This window comes from Pseudomonas sp. NMI542_15 (assembly GCF_021283425.1).
Taxonomy (GTDB): Bacteria; Pseudomonadota; Gammaproteobacteria; order Pseudomonadales; family Pseudomonadaceae; genus Aquipseudomonas; species Aquipseudomonas fortuita.
This window is the reverse complement of record NZ_JAJSRO010000052.1, coordinates 1-3163: the sequence shown is the minus strand read 5'-3', so window position 1 is coordinate 3163 and position 3163 is coordinate 1. Positions and strand designations below refer to the sequence as shown.

The 3163-nt window shown below is 51.1% G+C and carries 1 rRNA gene; it reads right to left on the bottom strand.

Going from position 1 to position 3163, the window contains the following annotated elements:
* Positions 1-78 precede the first annotated feature (78 nt).
* Positions 79-2971, bottom strand: a 23S ribosomal RNA gene (locus LU684_RS30320).
* Between the last annotated feature and the right edge of the window lie 192 nt (positions 2972-3163).

The window sequence follows — 3163 nt, the reverse complement described above, 5'->3', positions numbered from 1 at the left end:
TTTGTGGTTCGTTGCGAACTTTCGGTTCGTATCATCTTCACCACCGCAATCTGCGTCAGCAAATTGCTTGGGTGTTATATGGTCAAGCCTCACGGGCAATTAGTATTGGTTAGCTCAACGCCTCACAGCGCTTACACACCCAACCTATCAACGTCGTAGTCTTCGACGGCCCTTTAGGGGATTCAAGATCCCAGTGAGATCTCATCTTGAGGCAAGTTTCCCGCTTAGATGCTTTCAGCGGTTATCTCTTCCGAACATAGCTACCCGGCAATGCCACTGGCGTGACAACCGGAACACCAGAGGTTCGTCCACTCCGGTCCTCTCGTACTAGGAGCAGCCCCTCTCAAATCTCAAACGTCCACGGCAGATAGGGACCGAACTGTCTCACGACGTTCTAAACCCAGCTCGCGTACCACTTTAAATGGCGAACAGCCATACCCTTGGGACCGGCTTCAGCCCCAGGATGTGATGAGCCGACATCGAGGTGCCAAACACCGCCGTCGATATGAACTCTTGGGCGGTATCAGCCTGTTATCCCCGGAGTACCTTTTATCCGTTGAGCGATGGCCCTTCCATACAGAACCACCGGATCACTAAGACCTACTTTCGTACCTGCTCGACGTGTTTGTCTCGCAGTCAAGCGCGCTTTTGCCTTTATACTCTACGACCGATTTCCGACCGGTCTGAGCGCACCTTCGTACTCCTCCGTTACTCTTTGGGAGGAGACCGCCCCAGTCAAACTACCCACCATACACTGTCCTCGATCCGGATAACGGACCTGAGTTAGAACCTCAAAGTTGCCAGGGTGGTATTTCAAGGATGGCTCCATGAGAACTGGCGTCCCCACTTCAAAGCCTCCCACCTATCCTACACAAGCAAATTCAAAGTCCAGTGCAAAGCTATAGTAAAGGTTCACGGGGTCTTTCCGTCTAGCCGCGGATACACTGCATCTTCACAGCGATTTCAATTTCACTGAGTCTCGGGTGGAGACAGCGCCGCCATCGTTACGCCATTCGTGCAGGTCGGAACTTACCCGACAAGGAATTTCGCTACCTTAGGACCGTTATAGTTACGGCCGCCGTTTACCGGGGCTTCGATCAAGAGCTTCGCTTGCGCTAACCCCATCAATTAACCTTCCGGCACCGGGCAGGCGTCACACCCTATACGTCCACTTTCGTGTTTGCAGAGTGCTGTGTTTTTAATAAACAGTCGCAGCGGCCTGGTATCTTCGACCGGCATGGGCTTACGGAGCAAGTCCTTGACCCTCGCCGGCGCACCTTCTCCCGAAGTTACGGTGCCATTTTGCCTAGTTCCTTCACCCGAGTTCTCTCAAGCGCCTTGGTATTCTCTACCTAACCACCTGTGTCGGTTTGGGGTACGGTTCCCAGTTATCTGAAGCTTAGGAGCTTTTCTTGGAAGCATGGTATCAACCACTTCGTCGCCTAAAGGCAACTCGTCATCAGCTCTCGGCCTTGAAATCCCGGATTTGCCTAAGATTTCAGCCTACCACCTTAAACCTGGACAACCAACGCCAGGCTGGCCTAACCTTCTCCGTCCCTCCATCGCAATAACTGGAAGTACAGGAATATTAACCTGTTTTCCATCGACTACGCTTTTCAGCCTCGCCTTAGGGACCGACTAACCCTGCGTCGATTAACGTTGCGCAGGAAACCTTGGTCTTTCGGCGTGCGAGTTTTTCACTCGCATTGTCGTTACTCATGTCAGCATTCGCACTTCTGATACCTCCAGCAAGCTTCTCAACTCACCTTCACAGGCTTACAGAACGCTCCTCTACCGCATCATCATAAGATGATACCCGTAGCTTCGGTGCATGGTTTGAGCCCCGTTACATCTTCCGCGCAGGCCGACTCGACTAGTGAGCTATTACGCTTTCTTTAAAGGGTGGCTGCTTCTAAGCCAACCTCCTAGCTGTCTAAGCCTTCCCACATCGTTTCCCACTTAACCATGACTTTGGGACCTTAGCTGACGGTCTGGGTTGTTTCCCTTTTCACGACGGACGTTAGCACCCGCCGTGTGTCTCCCATGCTCGGCACTTGTAGGTATTCGGAGTTTGCATCGGTTTGGTAAGTCGGGATGACCCCCTAGCCGAAACAGTGCTCTACCCCCTACAGTGATACATGAGGCGCTACCTAAATAGCTTTCGAGGAGAACCAGCTATCTCCGAGCTTGATTAGCCTTTCACTCCGATCCACAGGTCATCCGCTAACTTTTCAACGGTAGTCGGTTCGGTCCTCCAGTCAGTGTTACCTAACCTTCAACCTGCCCATGGATAGATCGCCCGGTTTCGGGTCTATACCCAGCGACTAAACGCCCTATTAAGACTCGCTTTCGCTACGCCTCCCCTATTCGGTTAAGCTCGCCACTGAATATAAGTCGCTGACCCATTATACAAAAGGTACGCAGTCACCTAACAAAGTAGGCTCCCACTGCTTGTACGCATACGGTTTCAGGATCTATTTCACTCCCCTCTCCGGGGTTCTTTTCGCCTTTCCCTCACGGTACTAGTTCACTATCGGTCAGTCAGTAGTATTTAGCCTTGGAGGATGGTCCCCCCATATTCAGACAAAGTTTCTCGTGCTCCGTCCTACTCGATTTCATTGATAAGAGATTTTCGTGTACGGGGCTATCACCCACTATGGCCGCACTTTCCAGAGCGTTCCACTAATCTCAAACCAACTTAAGGGCTGGTCCCCGTTCGCTCGCCACTACTAAGGGAATCTCGGTTGATTTCTTTTCCTCAGGGTACTTAGATGTTTCAGTTCCCCTGGTTCGCCTCTTGCACCTATGTATTCAGTACAAGATAACCAGCTTGTGCTGGCTGGGTTCCCCCATTCAGAGATCTCTGGATCACAGTCTGTTTGCCGACTCCCCAAAGCTTTTCGCAGGCTACCACGTCTTTCATCGCCTCTGACTGCCAAGGCATCCACCGTATGCGCTTCTTCACTTGACCATATAACCCCAAGCAATCTGGTTATACTGTGAAGACGACATTCGCCGAAAATTCGCACGTCGCTCTTTCGAGCAGAACTCACAAATTTTACCTTAGCCTGATCCACCAGCAGTGAAACTGGTGTTCAGTCTATTTCTATCACATATCCGAATTTTTAAAGAACGATCTGACAAAAGTCAGAAATCAACATTC